At 68.6% G+C, this 24,892-nt stretch carries 18 protein-coding genes; 17 read left to right on the plus strand and 1 reads right to left on the minus strand.

Features of this window, described 5'->3' with window-relative positions; all coding sequences use genetic code 11:
• The first annotated feature begins 5 nt into the window (after positions 1 to 5).
• The 11 genes from hisD to IC535_RS05960 all read left to right on the plus strand — a co-directional run bounded on the left by hisD (position 6) and on the right by IC535_RS05960 (position 10,872).
• Positions 6 to 1,301 (plus strand): histidinol dehydrogenase, encoded by a 1,296-nt coding sequence (gene hisD / locus IC535_RS05910; RefSeq protein ID WP_228885249.1) that lies wholly within the window; start codon positions 6 to 8, stop codon positions 1,299 to 1,301.
• Positions 1,298 to 2,389 (plus strand): histidinol-phosphate transaminase, encoded by a 1,092-nt coding sequence (hisC, locus tag IC535_RS05915; RefSeq protein WP_228885040.1) that lies wholly within the window; start codon positions 1,298 to 1,300, stop codon positions 2,387 to 2,389. Before hisD ends, hisC begins: the two co-directional genes overlap by 4 nt.
• A complete protein-coding gene (gene hisB, locus IC535_RS05920) occupies positions 2,386 to 3,459 on the plus strand; it encodes a bifunctional histidinol-phosphatase/imidazoleglycerol-phosphate dehydratase HisB (protein ID WP_228885038.1) in 1,074 nt (357 codons plus the stop codon). The genes hisC and hisB overlap by 4 nt, the downstream gene beginning before the upstream one ends.
• On the plus strand, positions 3,456 to 4,058 hold the full coding sequence (gene hisH / locus IC535_RS05925) for an imidazole glycerol phosphate synthase subunit HisH (RefSeq protein ID WP_228885037.1): 603 nt from the start codon (positions 3,456 to 3,458) through the stop codon (positions 4,056 to 4,058). Before hisB ends, hisH begins: the two co-directional genes overlap by 4 nt.
• Entirely contained in the window at positions 4,055 to 4,789 is a 735-nt protein-coding gene (hisA, locus tag IC535_RS05930; protein WP_228885036.1) for a 1-(5-phosphoribosyl)-5-[(5-phosphoribosylamino)methylideneamino]imidazole-4-carboxamide isomerase, read from the plus strand. The genes hisH and hisA overlap by 4 nt, the downstream gene beginning before the upstream one ends.
• Entirely contained in the window at positions 4,783 to 5,559 is a 777-nt protein-coding gene (gene hisF, locus IC535_RS05935; RefSeq protein ID WP_228885034.1) for an imidazole glycerol phosphate synthase subunit HisF, read from the plus strand. Before hisA ends, hisF begins: the two co-directional genes overlap by 7 nt.
• Positions 5,549 to 6,172, plus strand: coding sequence for a bifunctional phosphoribosyl-AMP cyclohydrolase/phosphoribosyl-ATP diphosphatase HisIE (gene hisIE, locus IC535_RS05940; protein WP_228885032.1), 624 nt, complete (start codon positions 5,549 to 5,551; stop codon positions 6,170 to 6,172). The genes hisF and hisIE overlap by 11 nt, the downstream gene beginning before the upstream one ends.
• Before the next feature lie 136 nt (positions 6,173 to 6,308).
• Positions 6,309 to 7,907: a calcineurin-like phosphoesterase C-terminal domain-containing protein gene (locus IC535_RS05945; protein WP_228885030.1), complete on the plus strand. Its 1,599-nt coding sequence runs from the start codon at positions 6,309 to 6,311 to the stop codon at positions 7,905 to 7,907.
• Between the two features lie 121 nt (positions 7,908 to 8,028).
• On the plus strand, positions 8,029 to 9,084 hold the full coding sequence (locus tag IC535_RS05950; RefSeq protein ID WP_429000325.1) for a glucokinase: 1,056 nt from the start codon (positions 8,029 to 8,031) through the stop codon (positions 9,082 to 9,084).
• 58 nt (positions 9,085 to 9,142) lie between these two features.
• The gene (locus IC535_RS05955) at positions 9,143 to 10,141 is read left to right on the plus strand and encodes a N(4)-(beta-N-acetylglucosaminyl)-L-asparaginase (protein WP_228885028.1); all 999 of its coding nucleotides are present in this window, start codon (positions 9,143 to 9,145) and stop codon (positions 10,139 to 10,141) included.
• A gap of 2 nt (positions 10,142 to 10,143) precedes the next feature.
• Positions 10,144 to 10,872, plus strand: coding sequence for a copper homeostasis protein CutC (locus tag IC535_RS05960; protein WP_228885027.1), 729 nt, complete (start codon positions 10,144 to 10,146; stop codon positions 10,870 to 10,872).
• Positions 10,873 to 11,432: 560 nt separating this feature from the next.
• Here the strand turns inward: IC535_RS05960 and IC535_RS05965 are convergent.
• Entirely contained in the window at positions 11,433 to 14,504 is a 3,072-nt protein-coding gene (locus IC535_RS05965; RefSeq protein WP_228885026.1) for a TonB-dependent receptor, read from the minus strand.
• Positions 14,505 to 14,952: 448 nt separating this feature from the next.
• Between IC535_RS05965 and IC535_RS05970 the strand changes: the two genes are divergently transcribed.
• The 6 genes from IC535_RS05970 to IC535_RS05995 all read left to right on the plus strand — a co-directional run bounded on the left by IC535_RS05970 (position 14,953) and on the right by IC535_RS05995 (position 24,816).
• The gene (locus IC535_RS05970; RefSeq protein WP_228885019.1) at positions 14,953 to 17,418 is read left to right on the plus strand and encodes a GH92 family glycosyl hydrolase; all 2,466 of its coding nucleotides are present in this window, start codon (positions 14,953 to 14,955) and stop codon (positions 17,416 to 17,418) included.
• Between the two features lie 117 nt (positions 17,419 to 17,535).
• Positions 17,536 to 18,579: a LacI family DNA-binding transcriptional regulator gene (locus tag IC535_RS05975; protein WP_228885018.1), complete on the plus strand. Its 1,044-nt coding sequence runs from the start codon at positions 17,536 to 17,538 to the stop codon at positions 18,577 to 18,579.
• A gap of 69 nt (positions 18,580 to 18,648) precedes the next feature.
• Positions 18,649 to 19,935 carry an L-fucose:H+ symporter permease gene (gene fucP / locus IC535_RS05980; protein WP_228885247.1) on the plus strand — a complete coding sequence of 429 codons (1,287 nt, stop codon included), beginning with the start codon at positions 18,649 to 18,651 and terminating at the stop codon, positions 19,933 to 19,935.
• Between the two features lie 6 nt (positions 19,936 to 19,941).
• Positions 19,942 to 20,937 carry a carbohydrate kinase family protein gene (locus IC535_RS05985; protein ID WP_228885016.1) on the plus strand — a complete coding sequence of 332 codons (996 nt, stop codon included), beginning with the start codon at positions 19,942 to 19,944 and terminating at the stop codon, positions 20,935 to 20,937.
• Entirely contained in the window at positions 20,934 to 22,127 is a 1,194-nt protein-coding gene (locus tag IC535_RS05990) for an AGE family epimerase/isomerase (RefSeq protein ID WP_228885014.1), read from the plus strand. Before IC535_RS05985 ends, IC535_RS05990 begins: the two co-directional genes overlap by 4 nt.
• Positions 22,128 to 22,188: 61 nt before the next feature.
• On the plus strand, positions 22,189 to 24,816 hold the full coding sequence (locus tag IC535_RS05995; protein WP_228885012.1) for a beta-mannosidase: 2,628 nt from the start codon (positions 22,189 to 22,191) through the stop codon (positions 24,814 to 24,816).
• The last annotated feature ends 76 nt before the right edge of the window (positions 24,817 to 24,892 follow it).

Here is a 24,892-nt window from a genome sequence, read left to right on the forward strand (position 1 = left end):
TGTCGATGAATGTCCAGCAGTGGTCCGCTCTGGACGCCGATGCCCAGGCGCAGGTGCTGCAGCGCCCGGTGCAGGCGGTGGCGGCACGCACCAGCGAGGCGGTGGCCGGCCTGATCGCGGCGGTGCGCGCCGATGGCGATGTCGCGCTGCGCGAAATCAGCCTGCGTTTCGATGGCGTGGCACCGGCCTCGTTCGAAGTGGGTGAGGCCGAGTTCGCCGCCGCCGAACAGGCGGTGTCGGCCGAGCTGCGCCAGGCGATGGTCGATGCCGCCGCGCGCATCCGGGTATTCCACCAGGCCGGGATGAGCCAGGGCTATGCGGTTGAGACCGCGCCCGGGGTTCGTTGCGAGCGCGTGGTGCGGCCGATCGGCCGGGTCGGCCTGTACGTGCCTGCCGGCAGTGCGCCGTTGCCCTCGACCGCCTTGATGCTGGGCGTGCCGGCGCAGCTGGCCGGCTGTCGCGAAGTGGTGCTGTGCACCCCGCCGCGCAAGGACGGCAGCGCCGATCCGGCGGTGCTGGTGGCCGCGCGGCTGACCGGCGTGCACCGCGTGTTCAAGCTCGGCGGCGCCCAGGCGATCGCGGCGATGGCCTATGGCACCGACAGCGTGCCGGCCTGCGACAAACTGTTCGGCCCGGGCAACAGCTTTGTCACCGAGGCCAAGCAGCAGGTGGCGCGCGATGGCGCGGCGGCGATCGACATGCCGGCCGGCCCTTCGGAAGTACTGGTGATTGCCGACGCCGGCGCCAACCCGGCCTTCGTCGCCGCCGACCTGCTGTCGCAGGCCGAGCACGGCCCCGATTCGCAGGTGCTGCTGCTGACCGATGACGCCGCGCTGCTGGCGCAGGTGCAGGCGCAGGTGCAGGTGCAGCTGGCGCGGCTGTCGCGTGCGGCGATCGCCGCCCAGGCCCTGCAGGCCTCGCAGCTGATCCTGGTCGACTCGCTGGCGCAGGCCTTCCAGATCAGCAACCGCTATGCGCCCGAACACCTGATCCTGGCCCTGCGCGCACCGCGCGACTGGCTGGCGCAGGTGGAAGCGGCCGGCTCGGTGTTCCTCGGCGACTACACCCCCGAAGCCCTGGGCGACTACTGCAGCGGCACCAACCACGTGCTGCCCACCGCCGGTGCCGCGCGCGCCTACAGCGGGGTCAGCGTGGCCAGTTTCCAGAACCTGATCAGCGTGCAGTCGGCCACCGCGCAGGGCATTGCCGCGATCGGCGGCTGCGCGCGCACGCTGGCCCGTGCCGAAGGCCTGGACGCGCACGAGAATGCGGTGGCACTGCGCATGGAGGTGGCCGCATGAGCGCGCCCGATGCGGTGATGTCGCTGGTCCGCGCGGACCTGCAGGCCTTCGCCGGCTATTCGTCGGCGCGCAGCAGCGCGCTGGTCGGCGATGTGTGGCTCAACGCCAATGAGTCGGCCTGGGCCAACCCGGCCGACAGCGAGGGCCGGGCGCGTCGCTACCCGGACCCGCAGCCGGCTGCGTTGCGTGCACGCTTGGCGCAACTGTATGGCTGCGCGACCGAGCAGCTGTTGATCGGCCGCGGCAGCGATGAGGCAATCGACCTGCTGGTGCGCGCACTGTGCGAGCCCGGCCGCGATGCGGTGCTGGTGACCCCGCCGGTATTCGGTATGTACGCGGTGTGCGCGCAGCTGCAGAACGCGCCGCTGCTGGAGGTGCCGCTGCGCGACGACGGCGATGCGCTCAACGCCGATATCGACGCGGTGATCGCCGCCGCGCTGGCCGGCAACGCCAAGCTGGTGTTCCTGTGTTCGCCCTCGAATCCGGCGGGCAGCGCGATCACGCTGGAGCAGGTGGAACGCGTAGCCACGGCGCTGCAGGGCAGGGCGCTGGTGGTGGTGGACGAGGCCTATGCCGAGTACGCCGCGCTGCCGTCGGCGGTCACGCTGCTGCCGCGTTACGGCAATGTGGCCGTGCTGCGCACGCTGTCCAAGGCGCACGCGCTGGCTGCCGCGCGCATCGGCAGCCTCATTGCCACGCCGGCGCTGATCGCGCTGTTGCGCCGCTGCCAGGCGCCATATCCGATTCCCGGCCCCTGTGCCGAGCTGGCGCTGGCGGGCCTGAGCGACAGCAACCTGCAGCTCACCGCCTCGCGCGTGGAGCGCATCAAGGCCGAGCGCGGCCGCCTGCAGCAGGCACTGGCCGTGCTGCCCGGCGTGCTGCGCGTGTATCCGTCGCAGGGCAATTACCTGTTGGTGCGCTTCAGTGATGCGCAGCAGGCCTTCGATGCGCTGTTGGCGGCCGGCGTGGTGGTGCGCGACCAACGCGCCGCGCCGCAACTGCACGACGCCCTGCGCATCACCATCGGCAGCACCCTGGAGAACGACCGTGTGCTCAGTGCGCTGGCTGCGCGGAGGGTAGCGGCATGACCCCCATCCTGTTCGTGGACCGCGACGGCACGTTGATCGAAGAGCCCGCCGATTTCCAGATCGATGCCTACGAAAAGATCCGCTTCGTGCGCGATGTGATCCCGGCCATGCTCAAGCTGCGCGACGCCGGCTACCAGTTCGTGATCGTCAGCAACCAGGACGGGCTGGGCAGCGAAGGCTACCCGCAGGCCAGTTTCGATGGCCCCAACGACCTGATGCTGCAGATCTTCGCCAGCCAGGGCATCGTGTTTCGCGACGTGCTCATCGATGGCAGCTGGCCGGATGACAATGCGCCCACCCGCAAGCCGGGCATCGGCATGATGCTGCCCTACCTGCAGGACCGCAGCATCGACTGGGCGCGCTCGGCGATGGTCGGCGACCGCCCCACCGACATCCAGTTCGCCGAGAACATGAAGATCCGCGGTTTCCAGCTGCGCACCGAACAGTTCGGTGGCCAGTGGGACTGGAACGCGATCGCCCACGAGCTGGCCGATGCGCCGCGCCGGGCCACCGTGCAGCGCAACACCAAGGAGACCAGGATCCGCGTCGAGATCGACCTGGACCAGGTGGCCGAGCCGCAGACCCAGACCGGGTTGCCGTTCTTCGACCACATGCTCGAACAGATCGGCAAGCACGGCGGCTTCGCGCTGCGGGTGCAGGCCGAGGGCGACCTGCACATCGATGAACACCACACCATCGAAGACACCGGCCTGGCATTGGGCCAGGCGCTGCGTGAGGCGCTGGGCGACAAGCGCGGCATTGGCCGCTACGGCTTCACCCTGCCGATGGACGAAACCCTGGCCAGCGCCGCGCTGGATTTCAGCGGGCGCCCGTATTTCGTGTTCGAGGGCGAGTTCAAGCGCGAACGGGTCGGCGACATGCCGACCGAACTGGTGCCGCACTTCTTCCGCTCGCTGTGCGATGCGGCCGGGCTCAACCTGCACCTGAGCGTGCGTGGCGACAATGACCACCACAAGGTCGAGGCCTGCTTCAAGGCGTTGGCACGCGCACTGCGCCAAGCCCTCCCGCGCCAGGGCAGCGCACTGCCCAGCACCAAGGGGGCGCTGTGAGCGAGGTTGCGTTGATCGATGCCGGCGGTGCCAACCTGGGCTCGGTGCGCTATGCGCTGGAGCGGCTTGGCGTGCAGGTGCGGCTGGTGCGCGATGCGCAGGGGCTGCAGGGCGCATCGCAGGTGATCCTGCCCGGCGTGGGCACCGCGCCACACGGCATGGCACGCCTGCACGCGCAGGGCCTGGTGCAGCCGCTGCGCGAACTGCAGGTACCGCTGCTGGGCATCTGCCTGGGCATGCAACTGCTGTTCGAAGGTTCCGAGGAAGGCCATGTGGAATGCCTGGGCCTGTTGCCCGGGGTGGTGCGCCGCCTGCACCCGGCCACCGGCATCCGGGTGCCGCACATGGGCTGGAACCGCCTGCTGCCGTTGCGGCCGTCGACCCTGCTGGACGGCGTGCCGGCGCGCGCCAGCGCCTATTTCGTGCACAGCTACGCCGCCCCGCTGGGCCAGCACACCGTGGCTGCCTGCGACCATGGCGGGCTGTTCGCCGCGGTGGTGCAGCAGGGCCGCTACAGCGGCGCGCAGTTCCACCCCGAGCGTTCGGCCGCCACCGGTGCGCAGATCCTGCGCAACTTCATCGAGAATCCCCCGACATGAGTTTTACCGTCTATCCCGCGCTGGACATCCGCCAGGGCAGCGTGGTGCGCCTGCTGCAGGGCGACTACGCCCAGCAGACCACCTATGGCGAGAATCCGCTGCCGCGTGCGCTGGCGTTCGCCGCGGCCGGGGCGGGCTGGATGCACCTGGTCGACCTGGACGCGGCGCGGGCGGGCGGCTACACCCTGGCGCCGCTGCTGTCTTCGATCGCGTCGCAGACCGGCTTGAAGGTGCAGACCGGCGGTGGCGTGCGCTCGCGCGACGACGTCGCCCGCATCCTCCAGGCAGGGGCCGCACGCGTGGTGGTCGGCTCGGTATCGGTGCGTGAGCCGGAAACGGTGATCGGCTGGTTGCGCGAGTTCGGCCCGGACCGGCTGACCATCGCCCTCGATGCCCGCCAGGCCGACGACGGCCGCTGGCTGTTGCCCGTGCATGGCTGGACCGAGACTGCCGAGGACACCCTGGACGTGCTCGCCCAGCGTTATGCCGAGGCCGGCATGCAGCACCTGCTGTGCACGGATATCGCCCGCGACGGCATGCTCTCCGGGCCGAACATCGGTCTGTACCGGCACCTGGCACGGTTGCTGCCGGGCGTGGCGGTACAGGCCTCCGGCGGCGTGCGTGATGCCGATGACGTCGCCCAGGCCAAGGCCGTCGGCTGCGGCGGCGCGATCCTGGGCAAGGCGCTGCTGGAAGGACGCATGACCCTGGAAGGAGCGCTGGCATGCTGAGCCGCCGCCTGATCCCGTGCCTGGACGTGCGCGACGGCCGCGTGGTCAAGGGCGTGCGTTTCCGCGACCACGTGGACATGGGCGACATCGCCGAGCTGGCGCTGCGCTACCGCGACCAGGGCGCCGATGAGCTGGTGTTCTACGACATCGGCGCCAGCCCGGAAGGGCGTGCGGTGGATGTTGGCTGGATCGAGCGCATCGCGCGCCTGATCGACATTCCGTTCTGCGTGGCCGGCGGCATTTCCGATGTGGAGACCGCACGCCGGGTGCTGCACGCCGGCGCCGACAAGATCTCGATCAACTCGCCGGCGCTGGGCCGTCCGCAGTTGATCGAGGAACTGGCCGATGCGTTCGGCGTGCAGTGCGTGGTGGTCGGCATCGATTCGGTGCGCGAGGCCGACGGCGAGTGGCGGGTGCGCCGTTTCAGCGGCGACCCTGACAAGACCCAGGCGGTGCCGTTGCGGACCCTGGACTGGCTGGTGCAGGCACAGCGGCGCGGTGCCGGCGAGATCGTGCTGAACTGCATGGACAGCGACGGGGTGCGCCGTGGCTACGACGTGGCCCAACTGCGCCAGGCACGTGCCCTGTGCGGCGTGCCGCTGATCGCCTCCGGCGGCGCCGGCCAGATGCAGCACTTCGCCGATGTGTTCGACCAGGCCGACGTCGATGGCGCGCTGGCCGCCAGCGTCTTCCACAGCGGCGCCATCGCCATTCCCGTGCTCAAGCAGTTCCTGCGCGACCAGCAGATCGAGGTTCGAGATGTCTATTGAAGTACTTCCATCGCGCCAGGCGCTGGATGGTCTGGATTGGGACAAGGGCGGTGGCCTGCTGCCGGTGGTGGTGCAGGACGCCGATACGCTGGCGGTGCTGATGCTGGGCTATGCCAACGCCGAATCGTTGGAGCTGACCCTGGCCACCGGCCACATGACCTTCTTCAGCCGCAGCAAACAGCGGCTGTGGACCAAGGGGGAGTCGTCGGGCAACGTGCTGGCGGTGGTCGCCGTACGCGTGGACTGCGACAACGACACCCTGCTGGTCAGTGCCCGCCCGGCCGGCCCGACCTGCCATACCGGCAGCGACAGCTGCTTCGCGCGCGCCCCGGGCAACTTCCTGGGCCGGCTCGACGCACTGGTGCACCAGCGCCAGCAGCAGCGCCCGGCCGGCAGCTACACCACCAGCCTGTTCGACGGCGGCACCCGCCGCATCGCGCAGAAGGTCGGCGAAGAAGGCGTGGAAACCGCGCTGGCCGGCGTGGTCCAGGACGATGCGGCGCTGCTGGGCGAATCGGCCGACCTGCTGTTCCACCTGATCGTACTGCTGCGGGCCCGTGGTTTGTCGCTGGACGATGCGGTGGCGGTACTGGCCGCGCGTCACGCCCGATGACGCACAGATATCGGTGATGCCACTCTGCCGGAGAAGGACGGCGTGGCCGGCAAGTTACGCCGTTTAACGCCGGTGAAACGCGCTGCAGGCGATGATAGGCGGCTGTTCCATCACCCACCCCGAACGGACCGACCCGATGACCCGCACTGCAACCTGGCTGGCCTGCCTGCTGTTGACCACCGCACCGGCCTGGGCCGCCGAGGTGACCGTAACCGGCAAGGTCTACCAGGAACGCGACGGCAAACCCGGGCGCGGTCCCACCGACCCGGGCCTGGCGGGGGTACAGGTTTCCAACGGTGAGGTGATCGTGCGCACCGCCGCCGACGGCAGCTATGCGCTGCCGGTGCGCCAAGGCCGCACGGTATTTGTGATCAAGCCCGATGAGTACCGGTTCCCGGCCGCCGGCAACGGCCTGCCGGCCTTCTGGCGGCATTACGCGCCGCAGGGCTCGCCGCGGCTGAAGTACGACGGCATCCATGCCACCGGCAGCAACGTGCGCAACTGGGATTTCGCGCTGGAACCGGCCAAGGGCAGCGAGGCGGCGCGCGCCGGCTTCGAGATGCTGGTGTTCTCCGATTCGCAGACGGCCAGCAAGCTGGACATCGACTACTACCAGCGCTCCATTGTCGAGCCGATCATCGGCAAGCACCCGGCGCGGCTGGGCACCACCCTGGGCGATATCGTCAACGACGACCTGGACCTGTACCCGGCGATCAACAAGGTCACCGCGCAGCTGCAGGTGCCGTGGTTCCACGTGCCGGGCAACCACGACCTGGACATGGACGCCACCGGCGATGCCCATTCGCTGGACAGCTGGCGCGCGGTCTATGGCCCGGACACCTATGCGGTGGAGGAGGGCGGGGCCAGCTTCGTGTTCCTGGACGATGTGATCTACGACCCCACGGCCAAGCCCAACTATGTCGGTGGGCTGCGCGCGGACCAGCTCACCTTCCTGGGCAACTATCTCAAGGGCCTGCCGCGCGACCGGCTGGTGGTGCTGGGCATGCACATCCCGCTGTTCGATGCCGCGCCGGGCCGGGAAACCTTCCGCCACGCCGACCGCAGCCGCCTGTTCGCCCTGCTCAAGGATTTCCCCAACGTGCTGGTGCTCAGCGGCCACAGCCATACCCAGCAGCACTACTACCATGGCACCGCCGAGGGCTGGCAGGGCGTCAGGCCGCTGCACGAGTACAACGTCGGAGCGGCCTGCGGCGCGTTCTGGTCGGGGGTCAAGGACAGCAGCGGCATCCCCGATACGACGATGAGCGATGGCACCCCGAACGGTTATGCGCTGCTGTCGGTCAAGCCCGGTGGCGAGTACAGCCTGCGCTATTATGTCGCGCGCGCGCCCGATGACTACCAGATCGCGCTGCATGCCCCCAAGGTGCTGCGCAAGGGTGCCTATCCGGCCTGGGGCGTTTACGCCAATGTGTTCATGGGCCAGGCCGATACGCGGGTGGAATACCGCGTGGACGATGGCGCATGGCAGACCATGAAGCGGGTCGAGCAGCCGGACCCGCGCCTGCTGCAGGAAAACGTCGCCGACGACCAGGCCGACCGCCTGCGCGGCTATGACCGTTCGCCCGAGGCGACCCCCTCGCCGCACCTGTGGCGCGGCGCGCTGCCCACCGACCTGGCCGCCGGCGAACACCGGGTGGAGGTGCGCGCGGTGCATGCCGACGGCCCCACCGCCGCCGCCAGCACCAGTTACCGCCTGCAGGTGGGCACGCCGTGAACAGCGTCCTGCCTGCGTTGCCGGTGGCGCATACGCCCCTGTACGGCACGGTCTGCTTTGCAAACCCCGGTCGATCGCCGAAAATCGCCGGGATTGATTCGATCCCAGCCAAGGCCTGCGAGTGAGCGTTGCGGTACCGTTTCCGGAACCTGTTCCGGCCCCTTCCGAGGCGACGCCCAACGCGGCGCCCGGTCTGGATTCCCGCCTTGAAGCGCTGCTCGTCGCCGACGTCGGCGGCACCTTCGCGCGCCTGGCGCTGGCGCAGGTACGCGCCGGCCAGCCGCCCCGGCTCAGCGGCCTGCGCCATTACCGCTGCGCCGACTATCCCAGCCTGGCGGCGATCCTGGCCGATTTCATCGCCACCGCGGCGCTGCCGCTGGATACCGCGGTGGTGGCCATTGCCGGCGTGCTTGAGGGCGACCACCTGGTCAATACCAACCTGACCTGGCCGGTGTCGGTGGAGGCCACCTGCCGCCAGGCCGGGCTGGCGTCGTTGGCGCTGATCAACGATTTCGAAGCAGTGGCCTACGCCATCCCGCACGTGGACGCCGACACCCTGGTGGCCTTGAACGGTGCGCCCGCCGACCAGCGCCGCTGGCCGGCGCTGGTGCTCGGCCCGGGCACTGGCCTGGGCGCGGCGCTGCGTTTTGCCGGCGGCCCGCAGCCGGTGCTGGCCAGCGAGGCCGGGCATGCCGCCCTGACCGCCGGCAACGCGCTGGAGCTGGCGGTCCTGGGCCGGATGCAGCAGCGCTGGGAACACGTGGACAACGAGCGCATCCTGTCCGGCAGCGGCTTGATGAACCTCTACCCCAGCCTGTGCGAGCTGCGCGGAGTCGCCCCGCACTGGTCGTCGCCCGAAGCACTGATCGCCGCCGCGCATGCCGGTGAGGACGCGCTGGCGGTGGAAACGCTGGAGGTGTTCTGCGCGTGGCTGGGCAGCCTGGCCGGCGATCTGGCGGTGACCTTCGGCGCCCGTTCGGTCTACCTGGCCGGTGGCATTCCCACCCGCATCGCCGCGTTCCTGCACGACGGCCGCTTCCGCGCGCGCTTCCTGGCCAAGGGGGTGATGGGCGAGGTATTAGCGCAGGTACCGGTATGGCGGGTGGAGCATGGCGAGCTGGGCGTGATCGGTGCGGCGGTGTGGCATGCCGAGCACCGGGTCCGCATCGCGGCGTAAGCAAGTGTGCCCGGCAGCGTGCCGGGCACAGGCGGGAATCCATGCAGGGAGAAGACGCATGACCGATCGCAGGCAGTTCCTCCAGGCCGGTGCACTGGCCGCCGGGGTGATGGCACTCCCGCGCGTGGGTGCGCAGGTGCAGGGCAGGGCGAAGGTGGTATCGACCTGGGACTTCGGCGTGGGCGCCAACCAGGCGGCATGGAAGGTGTTGTCCGCTGGCGGCACGGCGCTGGATGCGGTGGAAGCCGGTGCGCGCTGGGCCGAGAGCGAGCTGTGCAATCCCACCGTAGGGCGCTGCGGCAATCCCGACCGCGATGGCGTGCTCAGCCTGGATGCCAGCATCATGGCCGGCGACGGTCGCTGCGGTTCGGTGGCGGCGCTGACCGACATCCTGCACCCGGTGTCGGTGGCGCGCCGGGTGATGGAACAGACCCCGCACGTGATACTGGTCGGGCAGGGTGCCCAGCAGTTCGCCGTGCAGCAGGGTTTCGAGCGGCAGAAGCTGCTGACCCCGGAAGCGGAGAAAGCCTGGCGCGAATGGCTGAAGACCGCGCAGTACGCGCCGCAGATCAACGCCGAGCGGCGCGGCCGTCCCGGCGACAGCAGCAACCACGACACCCTGGGCATGTTGGCCATTGATGCCAGCGGTGCGCTGGCCGGGGCCTGCACCACCAGTGGCATGGCCTGGAAGCTGCACGGGCGGGTGGGCGACAGCCCGATCATCGGCGCCGGCCTGTATGTCGACAACGAGGTCGGTGCGGCCACCGCCTCGGGCGTGGGCGAGGAAATGATCCGCAACGCGGCCGCGTTCCTGGTGGTGGAGCTGATGCGCCAGGGCCGCTCGCCGGCGCAGGCCTGCCGCGAGGCGATCGCGCGGGTGGTGCGCAAGCGGCCGGAGGCCAGCAAGACCCTGCAGGTGTGCTTCCTGGCGCTGGACCGGCACGGCGAAGTGGGCGCCTATGCGCTGCACCGCGGTTTCGTCTACGCGGTATGCGACAAGGACCGCCAGGACGAGCTGCGCGATTCGGCCTCGGTCTACAGCAGCGGGCAGGCCTGAGCATGCCGCGCCGGCTGTTGGAGATAGCGTCCAATTCGGTGGCCTCGGCATTGGCCGCGCAGGCCGGTGGGGCCGACCGGATCGAGTTGTTCGACAACCTGGCCGAAGGGGGTACCACCCCGTCATTCGGCAGCATTGCACTGGCCCGTGAGCGCCTGACAATTCCGCTGTTCGTGCTGATCCGGGCGCGTCCGGGTGATTTCCTGTACAGCGCCGACGAGACGCAGATCATGCTGCGCGATATCGAAAACTGCCGGCTGCTGGGCTGCGACGGGGTGGTGATCGGCGCGCTGGATGCCGATGGGGAGGTGGATATCGCGCTGTGCACGGCGCTGGTCGCCGCCGCCGGGCCGATGCAGGTGACTTTCCACCGCGCCTTCGATGCCGCGCGCGATCTGCCGCAGGCACTGGAGCAGGTGATTGCGCTGGGTTGCCAGCGGGTGTTGAGTTCGGGCGGCCAGGCCAGCGCCGAAGCGGGTGCGGACATGCTGGCCGCGCTGGTCGCGCAGGCCGGTGGACGCATCGGCGTGATGGCCGGGGCCGGGCTCAACGCCGGCAACATCGCCAGCGTGGCCACGCGCAGTGGCTGCCATGAGCTGCATGCCTCGGCCAAGGCGACCCGGCAATCGACCATGCGCCACCACAATCCGGCACTGCCTGGGTTGTCGCCGGACTGGACCGCCACCGATGCGGCCGAAGTAGCCGCACTGCGCGCCGCGCTCGACGGGTAGGGACGGCAAGGATACCTGCCGGCCGCTGGCCGGCAATCCCATGTTCGCCCTTGCCGCCGCTGCGATGCTCGGCTCGCTCCAAGGGGGGAGGTAGATCAAGATCAAAATCACGGGCAACAGCAACAGCAACAGCAACAGCAACAGCAATCCGACCACGGTCTGACGTTGCTCCAGTTCCTGGCAATCCCATCACAGGTAGGTCCGACCCATGGTCGGACACGCATCGTCTCGGCATCACGCTGTCCGAGCATGGCTCGGACCTACGCTTTCCTATGCGTGCCAGTCATGTGTGGAGGGTTGGCGTGGGTGGGTTGGCGGGACTGTCGAAAACATGGATGTTTTCGCCAAGCCCCCACGGATGGGTTCACGGCGTGTCCCGCCAACCCACCCGCGCCAGCCCAATCAGCGCATACGTCGGTCATTGCCTTTGATCTAACGCTGCCGCCGTTCGCATCTGACTACCCGCATAGGCGAAGAAACAAAAAAAACGGCAGCCACCTGTACCAGCGCGGCTGCCGTGGAGGACCGTTGGCCCGCCTGCGGTGGTGGGCCGGTGCGGCTTAGAACTTCCAGGTCATGCCCATGTACAGCTGGCGGCCGGTGTAGCCATTGGACAGCAGGCGGGCCTTGCTGTCGTTGCCCAGGTAGATGCGCTGTTCGGACTTGGTGGCGTTGAGCACCGAGGCGGTCAGGGTCAGTGCCTCGGTGAAGTTGTAGGCCACGTTGAGGTCCAGCTGGTCGTAGGGTTCGGAGTACTGGGTCAGCCCGTTGTTCAGGCCGCCGACCACTTCGCCGCGACGGTTGTAGGAAGCACGCGCCAGGAACTTCTGGTTCTCGTAGAACACGGTGAAGTTGGCCTGGTTCTTGGCGCTGCCGACCAGCGGCGAGGCGCCGATCTCCACGCCGTCCAGCACCACCGCCGCCAGGTTGGTGTCGTTGTAGGTGTAGTTGGCCTGGAAGCCCAGGCCGAAATCGAAGCTGTACTGCGCGTACAGCTCCACGCCCTGGGACACCCCGTCCTGGCCGTTGGCCTGGGTCTCGTACTTCTGCACCGTCACCGTCTGGCCGCCGACATTCATCTGCTGGTCGCGCACCACCGGTACGGTGAAGTTGTCCACGTTCTTGCGGAACAGGGCCAGGCCGGCCACCGCGCCGGGCTGGAAGTACCATTCCAGGCCGATGTCGAACTGGGTCGCCTCGAACGGCTGCAGGCCCTTGTTGCTGCCCGACCCGTACCAGCCGGGGGTGTCGGTGCCGCCGGCGACGCGACGATCGTTGCTGTATTCCTCGCTGACGTAGCGCAGCCCGCCGGGGTAGGCGATATCGGTGTAGCCCGGGCGGGCGATCACCTTGGAGGCCGCGCCGCGCAGCACCAGGTTGTCGGTGATGTCCCAGGCGATGTTGAAGCTGGGCAGGAAGTCGGTGTAGGTCTTCTCCAGCGAGGACAGCGCATAGATCTTGTCGCGGACCTGCGGATCGGGCAGGCGCACGAAGCCGCCCTGGCAGCGCAGGCTGGGATCGGCGGCCGGGTCGTTGCAGCTCATCGGCGCGCCACTGGCGTTGTCGACGAAGTAATCGTTGAACCGCTCCACCGAATCGCTGGATTCGGCGAACTGCTTGGTCCGCACCACGCGCACCCCGACGTTGCCGCGCAGGCGTTCGGTGCGGAAGTTGGCCTGGAAGTAGCCGGAGAAGATCTTCTCCTCGACGTTGTAGACGAAGTCCTCTTCCTTGCGGCTGTGCGAGCCGCCGTAGGTCTGGTTGAGGTAGTTGATGTAGGCCGGATAGTCCACGCCCGGGAACACGTTGGCGTTGAAACCGCCGGTGATGTTGTTGATCGGGTTGGACAGGAAGAAGCCGGGCTGGGCGTTGCCGGCGGTCGGATCGCAGCCGGCCTGGTAGCGGTTGTTGTCGTAGTCGGCCGGGTCCAGGCCCTGGCATACCCAGTAGGTGTTGCCGGTATTGCGGTGCACCTTGCCGTCACGGTACTTGGCGCCGAACTGGATCGAGTCCAGCCAGCCGCTCTCGAACAGCTTGGTGACATCGGCCTGGAAGTAGTTCTGCTTGACCTCGGTCTGCATCCACGACGAGTCGGTGGAGCCGGTGTCGACCTCGGCGATGCCGGCCATGATCTGGTCCTGCAGGTTCGGCGAGACGGTCAGCGACGGGGTGCCGTTCAAATCCCAGCCGGTGTAGCTGTTGCCGGACTGCCACACGCCGTCGACCTGGCGGCGCGGCTTGGCCGACATGCGGAAGTTCATCGACGGGCCACCTTCGGACCAGGTGCGCCCGCCGGTGAAGGACGCCTTCCACAGCGGGCTGATGTCCCAGTCCACGGTCAGGTCGGCGGTCTGCGACAGCGCCTTTTCCTTGCTGTAGCCACCGGTCAGCTGCGGGGTCGGGATGGTGCAGTCGTCCGGGCCCCAGCCGCCGGGCGGCAGGCCGGCCGCGGCGGCCTGTTCTTCGCTGCAGTAGTAGGTCTTGCCGGCCAGCTTTTCATACTGCGCACCGGTGACGATGCTGCCGCTGGGGTCGAAGTCCAGCCCGTTGAGCAGGCGGCCACCGGCCCAGTTGCCGTCCTGGTTGTAGCGGGCGATGTTCCACTCCGGCACCTTGAGCATGTTCTGGGTGTAGTCGCCCTGCAGCTCGAAGCGGAAGTAGTTGGCGGTCAGGGTCAGGTTGTCCAGCGGCTTGAACTGGAAGGTCAGCTGGCCGCCCTTGCGCTCGCGCTCTTCTTCCTTGACGGCGAAGTTCACCGAGGTGGGCATGAAGAACTCGCTGTAGTTCTTCCCGGTCTGGTTGTTGAAGCCCGACTGGCCCCACCAGTAGTGGATGCCATCCTGCGGCAGCAGGTTGCCGTGCGCATCGCGCGCATCGGTGCCGTTGCCGTACCACTGGTAGTCCTCGGTGGTCACTTCCATGGTGCGGCTGGTGCGTTTTTGCTGGGTGGCGCCGATGAGCACGCCGAACCGCTCGTCCTTGCTGTGCCAGGAGTACAGCGCCGACAGCTGCGGATCGACGTCGTGGCTGGTGTCCGAGGAGGTGCCTTCCACGGTGACGTAGCCGGAGTTGGTTTCCATCTCCAGCGGGCGGCGGGTGCGCAGGATCACCGTGCCGCCGATGCCGCCTTCGTCGATGCGCGCTTCCGGCGATTTGAACAACTCGGCGGTGGACAGCATGTTCGACGGCAGCAGGGTGTAGTTGAACGAACGCGAGGCTTCGTTGTTGGTTTCCGAGGAGGCGACGTAGTTGCCGTTCAACTGGGTCAGGGTCAGGTCCGGGGCCAGGCCGCGCACGCTCACGCTCTTGCCCTCGCCGCCACTGCGGGTGATCACCACGCCGGGCACGCGCTGCAGCGCATCGGCGACGTTCTTGTCGGGGAACTTGCCGACATCCTCGGCGGTGATCACTTCGACCACGGCGTTGGCGTCGCGCTTCTGCTGCAGGCTCTTTTCGATGGAATAGCGGTAGCCGGTGACGGTGACGCTGTCCAGCGTGGTCGCCTCCGGCGAGGAGGTCGCCGCAGGGGCCTGCTGCGCGAACGCGCCGGCCGGCAGCATCACCGCGGCCAAGGCAAATGCGATCGCGGCGGACAATGTGTCGCGGCCGTGCATGCGTGAAGTCTGTTTCATTCCACTCTCTCCCTTGGATTGAACCGGTGGCGGCTACTGGAAATTTGTATCGATCTAATTTTTGTGGCGGATCTGTCTCGAACGACGCTGTACGTTATGCATCCCGCATGCATTGGGCAGTCCCCCGGCTCCCACGCCCGGCAATCATGACCGTTTTAAGTTGGATCGATCTAAACGATTGGCGCCGGATTTTTAGCACGGCCGGGCGGGACACGCATGCTGCTGCGCAATATGCGGCTCCAGGGAGGTGGCTGGCAGGGGCGACAGGAGGGCAATGCTGCGGCGCAGAATGCAACCGCGGAAAACCCCGTGGTCTACTTGGCCTGCGACTTGAATCGATCTAAATCCACCGGGGAGGGGGTTTGAGCGGTCTGCAGCCGGCATGATGCCGCCGGCACGGAACGCACGCTCCCGCCGCCGCACCGTCACCGAGCCACAGGATCCCGCCATGCGTCGATTGCCGTCCGCCACCGCGCCTCAATCATCCCGCCGCCCACTGGCAGGGCTGGCCTGCCTGCTGGCGCTGTCGTTCGCCCCGCTGTTGCAGGCCGCTGCGCCGGCCGCGCTGGAGCGGGAGGTCAATACCTTCATCGGCAGCAAGGACGACGGCAACACCTTCCCCGGCGCCTCGGCCCCGTTCGGCCTGATCCAGGTCAGCCCGATCGGCGAGCATTACGCCGGCTGGCGCTATGACGACCCCAAGATCCGCGGGTTCGGCCATTCCTTCCTGTCCGGCGCCGGCTGCTGGGAGCAGGGCGGCCAGGTCTCGGTGCTGCCGGTGACCGGCAGCATCGGCCCCGGTGGCGATTTCGATACCGACGACGCCAAGAGTTTCGACCACAAGCGCTACGCCTCGGCCTATACCCACGAGGGTGAAGTCGGCCAGGCCGGCTACTACAAGGTGCGCCTGACCAACTACGGCGGCATCGACGCCGAAGCCACCGCGCGCACCCGCGCGGCGGCCGAACGCTACACCTTCCCGGCGCAGGCCGGCACCGGCCATGTACTGGTCAACCTCGGCCAGGCCAACGAACGCCATACGGTGATCGGCAGCGTGGTCGACGTGGTCGGCGACCGCGTGGTGGAAGGCAAGCTGGTCACCAAGAGCTTCTGCGGCGGCCACCAGTACACCACCTGGTTCCGGATCGAATTCGACCGCCCGTTCCAGGCCTTCGGCACCTGGGGCGAGGGCGGCGGGCTGCCCGGCGCGCGGCATGGCATGGAAGGCGAACTCAAGCCGAGCGGCGCCTGGCTCAGTTTCGACCTGGGCAAGGGCCGCGCGGTGACCGCGGTCAGCGCGATCTCGCATGTGGATGCGGAAGGTGCGCGCGCCAACCTGCGCAGCGACGGCATGGCCGATGGCAAGCTGCTCGGCTTCGAGCGCATGCGCCTGCTGGCCCAGCAGCAGTGGCGGCAGGAACTGGCCGCGGTAAAGGTGCAGGGCGGCAGCAGCGATGACCGCACCGTGCTGTATACCGCGCTGTACCACGCACTGCTACAGCCGCTGACCGGCAGCGATGCCGACGGCCGCTACCGCGGCTACGACGATGCCATCCACCGCGCAGACGGCTGGACCTATTACGAGTACTTCTCGCTGTGGGACACCTACCGCGCGCAGAATCAATGGCTGGCGCTGACCAAGCCGGAGGTCGCCCGCGATATCGGCCGCAGCCTGCTGGCCATCGACGAGCAGGGCGGCTGGCTGCCGCGCTGGGGCTATGCCAACTTTGAAACCAATGTCATGACCGGCGACCCGGTGACCCCGTTCCTGGTCGACCTGTGGCGCTTTGGCGCGCTGGAAGGCCGCCAGGCCCAGGCCTACGCGGCATTGCGCAGGAACGCGTTCGGCACGCCGCCGATGAACTCGCGCCATGCCGGCCGCTCGGGCAACCCCAGCTACTTGGCCAATGGCTTTGTGCAGTACGACCGCGCGTTCCCGTCCAAGGGCATGGACGTGGACCCGCACCATGGCGGTTCGGCCACCCTGGAATACGCGCTGGCCGACTGCGCGCTGGCGCAGATGGCCGATGGCCTGGGCCATGCCGACGATGCCGCGCTGCTGCGCCAGCGCGGGCGCAACTGGCAGAAGGTCTGGGACCCGCAGGTACGCGATGAACAGAGCGGCTTTGCCGGCTTCCCGCGGCCGCGGATGGAAGACGGCAACTGGTATGTGCCTGCCGATGGCAAGTACAGCCCACGGTCGCACCATGGCTTCCATGAAGGCACCGCCTGGCAGTACCAGTGGCTGGTGCAGCAGGACGTGCCCGGGCTGGTGGCGGCCATGCACGGCCGCGAGCAGGCCGCGCGCCGGCTGGATACGTTCTTCGCCTATGACGCGCTGGTGCAGGCGCCGTTGACCGCCGCGCGCAAGGAGTGGGTGGTCGGGCCGTACAGCTACTACAACCAGTACCGCTACAACCCCAACAACGAACCGGACCTGCACGCGCCGTGGATGTACACCCTGATCGGCCAGCCGTGGAAGACCGCCACCGTGCTGCGCGCGGCCCAGCAGTTGTTCACCAATGCGCCCAACGGGGTCACCGGCAACGATGACCTGGGCACGATGTCGGCCTGGTACCTGTTCAGTGCGCTGGGCTTCTACCCGGCGGTGCCGGGCAGTGGCCAGTTCCTGCTGCATACCCCGCGCTTTGCGCGCGCCGAGGTGGCGCTGGGTCAGGGCCGCCGCCTGGCCCTGACCGCTGCCGGTGCCGACGGCCGCCGGTTGCAGTACATCCAGGGCGTGCAGGTCGACGGCGCGGCGCATGCGCCGGTGTGGCTGGACTGGGCGCGCCTGCGCGAGGGTGGCACGATCGATTTCGCGCTGGGCAGCCAGGCACCGCACGGTGGCTGGGGCACCGGCGTGGATGCGCTGCCGGTGTCCTATTGCGCCACCCCGGGCGCGGCGCTGGAATGAACTGCGGCCGCCGCTGGTGGTGGCCGGGGCCGGTCGGCCCCGACCGCCGGCACGGGCGTGGTCCGCAGTGGGATGCGATCGTTTAGGCTTGCACCACCCCAGGAGTCCCGCGACAGGATGAAAGACAAGGACACTTCCAGCGCCAAAGGCAGCCGTGCGGTGACCGTGACCGATATCGCCGATGCGATCGGCGTGTCGCGCGCGACCGTTTCGCTGGTGCTGCGCGGCAGCCCGCTGGTCAATGTCGACACCCGTGCGCGGGTGGAGGCCGAGCTGCGGCGGCAGCGCTATGTCTACAACCGTGGCGCGGCCAACCTGCGCCGGCGCACTTCCTCCAGCGTGGCGCTGGTGATCAATGACCTGTCCAACCCGTTCTTCGCCGAGTTCGCCTCGGGCGTGGACGAAGCGCTGGGCGGCAAGGGCTTTGTGACCCTGCTGGGCAGCACCGGCGAATCGCCGCAGCGCCAGCAGGCAGTGCTGACCACCTTGATGGAACACATGCCGGCCGGGTTGATCCTGTCACCGGCCGAAGGCAGCGATACCGCCGAGCTGCGCCAGGTGCTCGGGCACGCCAACGTGCTGCTGTTCAACCGGGAACTGCCCGGCGCCGACTGGGATTTCCTGACCCTGGACAACCAGCAGGGCGCCTACCTGGCCACCCGCCACCTGATCGAGCGCGGCCACCGGCGCATCGCCTTCTTCGGCGGCCATGCCGCGTCCAGCTCCTGCCACCAGCGCCGCAGCGGCTATGCCCAGGCCTTGCAGGAAGCCGGCATCGAGGTGCAGGCGCCGTGGTTGATCGAGTCTGCGCCCAGCCGCCTGGATGCGGCCGCACGCAGCGGCGAGCTGTTCCTGGAAGCGGTCGCGCCCACCGCGGCGGTCTGCTACAACGACAGCGTCGCGCTGGGGCTGATGCTTGGCCTGGCCTCGCGCGGGGTGCAACCGGGCCGCGACTTCGCCGTCACCGGCTTCGACGATATTTCCGAGGCCGCCGTGGCGCTGCCGCCGTTGACCACGGTGACGGTCAACCCGCGCGAGCGCGGGCGGCAGGCCGCCGAACTGCTGCTGCAACGACTCGACCACCCCGATGCCGCGCCACAGCGTACTGTGGCACCGGTCCAGCTGCGTATCCGCGACAGCAGTGGCCCGGCCACCGCCTGATCGCGTTCCCCCCTTTACCTTTCCGCGCAATGAGGCGCGTACCGAATGCCCATTTCCCCAACCCCCCGCATGCCGACCCCGTCCTCGTCCGCGCCGGTGATGAACACGCGCATGGCCCTGGCCGTGGCCACCACGATCTTCTTCATGTGGGGGTTCCTGACCTGCCTCAACGACATCCTGATCCCGCACCTGAAGGCGGTGTTCGAACTGAACTATGCCAAGGCGATGCTGGTCCAGTTCACCTTCTTCGGGGCGTACTTCCTGATGTCGCTGCCGGCCGGCCGGCTGGTGGCTCACCTGGGCTACAAGAAGGGCATCGTGGCCGGTCTGGCCATCGCCGCGGTCGGCGCGCTGGGCTTCTGGCCGGCGGCCGAACTGCGCGTGTATGAAGCCTTCCTCGGCGCACTGTTCGTGCTGGCCACCGGCATCACCGTGCTGCAGGTGGCGGCCAACCCGTACGTGGCCCTGCTGGGCCCCGAGCAGACCGCCTCGAGCCGGCTGACCCTGGCCCAGGCGCTGAACTCGCTGGGCACGGCGATCGCGCCGATCTTCGGCGGCCTGTTGATCCTGGGCAATACGGTCAAGAGTGCCGACGAGCTGGCCGCGCTGCCGGCCGCCGAGCAGATCGCCTACCGCGTGCAGGAAGCGCAGTCGGTGCAGGGCCCCTACGTGGGCCTGGCCATCGCGCTGGCGCTGCTGGCGGTGTTCGTCTACCTGTTCCGCCTGCCGGCGCTGACCGAAACCACCGAACAGGGCGACAGCGGCAGGCATACCCTGCTCGATGCGCTGCGCCACAGGCACGTGCTGTTCGGCGTGCTGGCGATCTTCTTCTACGTGGGCGCGGAAGTGTCGATCGGCAGCTTCCTGGTCAACTACCTGTCGATGCCGTCCATCGGTGGCTTCACCGAACAGCAGGCCACCCATTACGTATCTGCGTACTGGACGATGGCGATGATCGGCCGCTTTGCCGGTTCGGCGATCATGACCCGGTTCTCGCCGCGCGTGCTGCTGACCCTGTTTGCGAGCATGAACGTGGCGCTGCTGGCGCTGACCATGCTCAGCCAGGGCCAGGTGGCGTTGTACTCGGTGGTGGCGATCGGCCTGTTCAACTCGATCATGTTCCCGACCATTTTCGCGCTCAGCATCGAACGCCTGGGGCCGCTGACCAACAAGGCTTCCAGCCTGTTGATCATGGCCATCGTCGGCGGCGCGGTGGTGCCGTACCTGCAGGGCCTGCTGGCCGACCGCATCGGCCTGCAGGAGTCCTTCATCCTGCCGTTGGTCTGCTACGCCTACATCCTCTACTACGGTCTGTCGGGCTCGCGCCCGAGCGCCGCATTCCGCCCGGAAAGCTGAGCCAAAATGTCCAAGATCGTCTGTTTCGGCGAGATTTTGATCGATCTACTCGCCCAGCCGCCGGCCTCGCCGGATACCCCGCGCGCGTTCCTGCAGTACGCCGGCGGCGCCCCGGCCAATGTCGCGGTGGCTGCCGCGCGGCTGGGTGCCGATACCCATTTCGCCGGCATGCTGGGCCAGGACATGTTCGGCGACTTCCTCGCCGACAGCCTGGCCGGCGCCGGGGTGGCCACCGACTGCATCGTGCGCACCGACGCGGCCAAGACCGCGCTGGCATTCGTCGCGCTGGACGCGCACGGCGAGCGCAGTTTCAGCTTCTACCGGCCGCCGGCGGCGGACCTGCTGTTCCGCAGCGGGCACTTCCACCCCAACTGCTTTGCCGGCACGCGCAGCTTCCATGTGTGTTCCAACAGCCTGACCGAGGCGGAGATCGCCGAGGCCACGCTGGACGGCATGCGCCGCGCGCGCGAGGCCGGGGCGATGGTCAGCATCGACCTCAACCTGCGCCCGGCGCTGTGGCCGGCCGGTGTCGATCCGCTGCCGCGGCTGTGGGAAGCGCTGTCGCTGGCCGACTTGGTCAAGCTCTCGCGCGAAGAACTGGACTACCTGGCCGCGGCGCAGGACGGCGGCAATGATGCGGTCATCGCGCGGCTGCTGGCTGCCCGCGCGCAGGCGGTGGTGGTCACCGATGGCGCCGCGCCGATCCACTGGCGCACCCGCCACGGGCAGGGCGTGCTCACCGGCTTCCGGGTGCAGACCGTGGATTCCACCGCCGCCGGCGATGCGTTCGTCGGTGGCCTGCTGTTCGGGATCGGCGAGCGCGGCGGCGACGGCAGCGCCTTCGCCGGCTTCTGCCAGGACCCGGCCGCCCTTGCCGGTGCGATCCGTTTCGGCGCCGCCGTCGGTGCGCTGGCGGTGACCCGCAAGGGCGCCTTCGCCGCGATGCCCAGCCTCGATGAAGTCCAGCAACTGCTGCAGCAACAACAGGATGACGCCGCATGACCACGCCGGTTCCGCCCAGCCCCGAGTTCCGTTCGCCCGCGTTCCTGCGCGCGCATATCGCCCAGACCATGGCGTTCTACCAGCCGCACGAAATCGACCCCAAGGGCGGTTTCTTCCACTACTACCGTGACGACGGCAGCGTCTACGACGCCGGCCACCGCCACCTGGTGAGCAGCACCCGTTTCGTGTTCAACCATGCCATGGCCTACCGCGAGTTCGGCAAGCCCGAAGACCTGGCCGCGGTGGTGCACGGGGTGGACTACCTGCGCCAGGTACACCGCAACCCGGCCACCGGCGGTTACGCCTGGACCCTGCGCGATGGCGTGGTCGAAGATGCCACCAACCACTGCTACGGCGTGGCCTTCGTGCTGCTGGCCTACAGCTGCGCGCTCAAGGCCGGGATCGACGAGGCCCGTGCGTGGATGGACGAAACCTGGCAGCTGCTGGAGACGCGCTTCTGGGAACCGGCGTTCGGCCTGTACAAGGACGAAGCCGACGCGCAGTGGAACTTCAGCGACTACCGCGGCCAGAACGCCAACATGCACATGTGCGAGGCGATGCTGGCCGCGTTCGAGGCCAGCGGTGAGGACCGTTACCTCGGTCGTGCGCTGCTGCTGGCCGACCACATGACCCGCCGCCAGGCGGCGCAGGCCGACGGCCTGGTCTGGGAGCACTACGACCGGCAGTGGCAGATCGACTGGGACTACAACCGCGACAACCCCAAGCACCTGTTCCGTCCGTGGGGCTTCCAGCCGGGCCACCAGACCGAGTGGGCCAAACTTCTGCTGATTCTGGACCGCCACGTACAGGCCGACTGGCTAGTGCCGACCGCGCGGCATCTGTTCGATGTGGCGGTGGAGCGCAGCTGGGACGCCGCGCGTGGCGGGCTGTATTACGGCTTCGCGCCCGATGGCAGCGTCTGCGATGACGACAAGTATTTCTGGGTGCAGGCCGAATCGCTGGCCACCGCCGCGCTGCTGGCCAGGCGCACCGGCGATGCCATGTACTGGGGCTGGTACGACAAGCTCTGGGGCTACGCCTGGCAGCACATGATCGACCACCGCCATGGCGCCTGGTACCGCATCCTGGACGCGGACAACCGCAAGTACAGCGACGAGAAGAGCCCGGCCGGCAAGACCGATTACCACACCATGGGCGCGTGCTACGAAGTGCTCAACGTGGTGCGCTGAGCGCGGCTGGCTTGATGACGTTGCCGGCCAACGGCCGGCCCAACCCGGGGTAGGCATGGGCATGCATTGTCGTATCCGTTCGATGGCCTGGCTGCTGGTGCTGCTGCTGGCAGCGTGGGCGCTGCCGCTGGCCGCCGCGCCGCTGCAGGCGCAGTGGCAGTTCCGGCTGCTGCCCGGCGATGCGCACGGCGCGGCGCACCCGGGCCTGCAGCAGTGGCGTCCGGCGCAGGTGCCGGGCGCGGTGCATACCGACCTGCTGGCCCAGGGACTGATCCCCGACCCCTACGTGGGCGCACCGGAGGCGGGCCTGCAGTGGATCGGCCTGGCCGATTGGGAATACCGCGCACGCTTCGACGTGGACGCGGCCACCCTGGCGCGCGCGCATGCCGAGCTGGCCTTCGAGGGGCTGGACACCTTCGCCACCGTCACCCTCAACGGCCAGCCGCTGCTGCAGGCCGACAACAGCCACCGCACCTGGCGTGCGCGGGTGGACGGCAGGCTGCGCGCCACCGGCAATGAACTGCAGATCGTGCTGCGCTCGCCGATATCCACCTTGCTGCCGAGTGTGCAGGCAATGCCGCACAGGATCGCCGGCAATTACCCCTCGCCGTATGGCGATGAGCCCAAAGACGCCATGGTGGGCAATTTCGTGCGCAAGCCCGGTTATCACTTCGGCTGGGACTGGGGCCCGCGCTACGTGACCGCCGGCATCTGGCGACCGGTGCGGCTGCAAAGCTGGGATGCCCAGCGCCTGACCGCGCTGGCCGTGCACACCCGTGCCCTGGATGCGGCCGAGGCGGAGCTTGAGATCGCGGTCGAGGTGGAGAGCGCGGCGGTGGGCTCGGCTGCGCTGCAGGTCGAAGTGCTGGACCCGGACGGCAGGCGCGTGGCGCGCATCGACCGCAAGGCGATGCTCAAGGCCGGTGCCAACACCGTCGCGGTTCCGGTCGCGCTGCAGCAGCCGCGGCGCTGGTGGCCGGCCGGGCAGGGCGAGCAGGCGCGTTACACCGTGCGCGCCACACTGGGGCCGGACGCCGCCGCGGCCGGTCGCATCGAGCAGCGCATCGGCCTGCGCACGGTGGAGCTGCGCCGCGAGGTGGACCGCGCCGGCGGGCAGGGCTTCGCCTTCGTGATCAACGGCGTGCCGATCTTCGCCAAGGGCGCCAACGTGATTCCGTTCGACATGTTCCCGGCGCGCGTGGACAGCGCGCGGATCCGTCGCGAACTGACCGCCGCACGCGACGCCAACATGAACATGCTGCGCAACTGGGGCGGCGGCTACTACGAGGACGATGCGTTCTTCGACATCGCCGACGAACTGGGCCTGCTGGTCTGGCAGGACTTCATGTTCGGCGGCGGCATGCAGCCCGGCTACGATCCGGCGTTCCGCGCCAACGTGGTGGCCGAGGCGCGCGACAACGTGCGCCGGCTGCGCCATCACCCCAGCGTGGTGCTGTGGTGCGGCAACAACGAGGAGGAGACCGCGTGGAAGGACTGGGGCCACGGCCGTGACCTGACGGCGGCCGATCCTGCTTTCGCCGCGAAGGTCTGGCAGGGCTACGTGGACCTGTTCGGCAACGACCTGCGCCAGGTGGTGGCCGAGGAGGGCCTGGGCGTGCCGTACTGGTCGAGCTCGCCGGGCAACGACCTGGACGAAAAGGCCAACGATTCCACCCGCGGAGACAAGCATTACTGGCAGGTGTGGGGCAATCCGGCGCTGCCGGTCACCGCCTATCTGCGCGAAACGCCGCGTTTCATGTCCGAATACGGCCTGCAGGCCTGGCCGCTGCTGCGCACCCTGGGCGGCATCATTCCCGCCGTCGAGCAGCGCGTGGACAGCGCCACGGTGCGCGCGCACCAGAAGTTCATGGCGGGCGAGGGCAACCAGCGCCTGCTCAAGTACATCGAGGAGGAGTACGGCACGCCCCGTGATTTCCCGGCATTCGTCTACCTGAGCCAGGTGATGCAGGCCGACGGCATCCAGCTGGCCGCGCTGCACCATCGCGCATCGCGGCCGTACACGATGGGCTCGCTGTACTGGCAGCTCAACGATGTGTGGCCGGGCGCGTCGTGGTCCAGCATCGATTACGCCGGGCGCTGGAAGGCGCTGCATTTCCACGCAAGGCGGTTCTTCGCCGACCAGGCGGTAGCGGCATTGCGCGACGAGGGGGTGACCCGGGTCAGCCTGCTCAACGACCGGCAGCAGGGTCTGCAGGCGACGTGGCGGCTGCGCGTGATCGATCTCGACGGCACCTTGCGCAGCGCACGCAAACACCGCGTGGCGTTGCCGCCGCTGTCGGCGCTGGAGGTGGGGCGGTTTGCCGATGCGGAGCTGTTGAACGGTGCCGACCCGACCCGCACGGTGGCGGTGGCCGAGCTGCTGGATGGCGGGAAGCTGCTGTCGCGGCAGGTCGTGTATTTCGTGCCGGCCAAGGCGCTGGCGTTGGCCCCGGCGAAGATCGACAGCGCGTTGCGCGCCGATGGCGACGGCTACGTGCTGACGCTGCGCTCGCCCACGCTGGTGCGTGCGCTGTGGATCGGGTTCGATGGGCTGGATGCCACGCTCGACGACAACGCGCTGGACCTGGTGCCGGGAGAGACGGTGGCGATCCGGTTGCGGGCGGATGCGGATTTGGCGACGCTGCGCAGCACATTGCGCCTGCAGTCCCTGGCAGACGTGATCCGGTAGAGCCACGCCATGCGTGGCTGGCGCGGTGCTGGCATCGCGCGAACAGCATCCACGCATGGCGTGGAGGATGTACCAG

It is taken from the genome of Stenotrophomonas rhizophila (genome assembly GCF_020857975.1).
GTDB classification, from domain to species: Bacteria; Pseudomonadota; Gammaproteobacteria; order Xanthomonadales; family Xanthomonadaceae; genus Stenotrophomonas; species Stenotrophomonas rhizophila_C.